The sequence below is a fragment of the Shigella sp. SIG6 genome, from assembly GCF_053555815.1.
On record NZ_JBQZXC010000282.1, the window covers coordinates 1 to 791 of the forward strand.

At 52.5% G+C, this 791-nt stretch carries 2 protein-coding genes; both read left to right on the top strand.

Annotated elements, in window-relative coordinates:
- The coding region (locus ACUU1M_RS20375) for a tail fiber assembly protein (protein ID WP_447393617.1) at positions 1-306 on the top strand (306 nt) is incomplete at its 5' end.
- Between the two features lie 23 nt (positions 307-329).
- Positions 330-791: prophage tail fiber N-terminal domain-containing protein (locus tag ACUU1M_RS20380; protein WP_449144786.1), on the top strand; the 462-nt coding region annotated here is incomplete at its 3' end.

The following is a 791-nucleotide window of genomic DNA, read 5'->3' on the forward strand; positions in this document are numbered from 1 at the left end:
GATATTACCGCTAACCGACGGATTACCGCGCCGGGTTACTGGTTTTACCGCAATGATGAATTTGTCTTTGACTACAGACTCAAAGCGGAAGATGAGCGTGATGCCCTTCTGGCTCAGGTCAGTGCCCGGACAGGGGAATGGGAAGAAGACCTGCTGCTGGGGTTAATCAGCGACGAAGATAAAGAAAAGCTGAAAGCCTGTCGTATTTACGCGAAATCGCTGCAGGCGATGGATTTCAGCACCATCACTGATAAATCCTCATACAACGCCATTGAATGGCCCGCCTCTCCGGAAGGTTCTTCCTGATTTAATTTATCGCGAGAAAAACAATGTCTGTAGTGATATCAGGTGCGCTGACTGATGGCGCAGGTATCCCCATGTCCGGATACCATATTATTCTGAAATCCCGGGTAAACCCCCCGGAAGTGGTGATGAACACTGTTGCTGATGTGATGACAGGAAACGATGGTGAATACTGTTTCCATGCGCGGACTGGAAAATATGGTGTGTATCTGAAACAGGACTGGCGCAACGAGTACAACGTTGGCGACATTGCTGTATATGAGGACTCAAAGCCCGGCACGCTGAATGACTTTCTGATTGCTCCTGATGAGGGCGACCTGAAACCGGATGTCGTCAAACGCTTTGAGGAAATGGTGGCGCAGGCGCAGCAGAGCGCCGGGGCCGCAGCCGGAAACGCACAGCAGACGGCGCAGGATGTGGCGGCAGCCGCAGGTTATGCCCGCGCAGCAGAACAGGCCAAAAATGACATTGATGCTGCGCTGACCGGC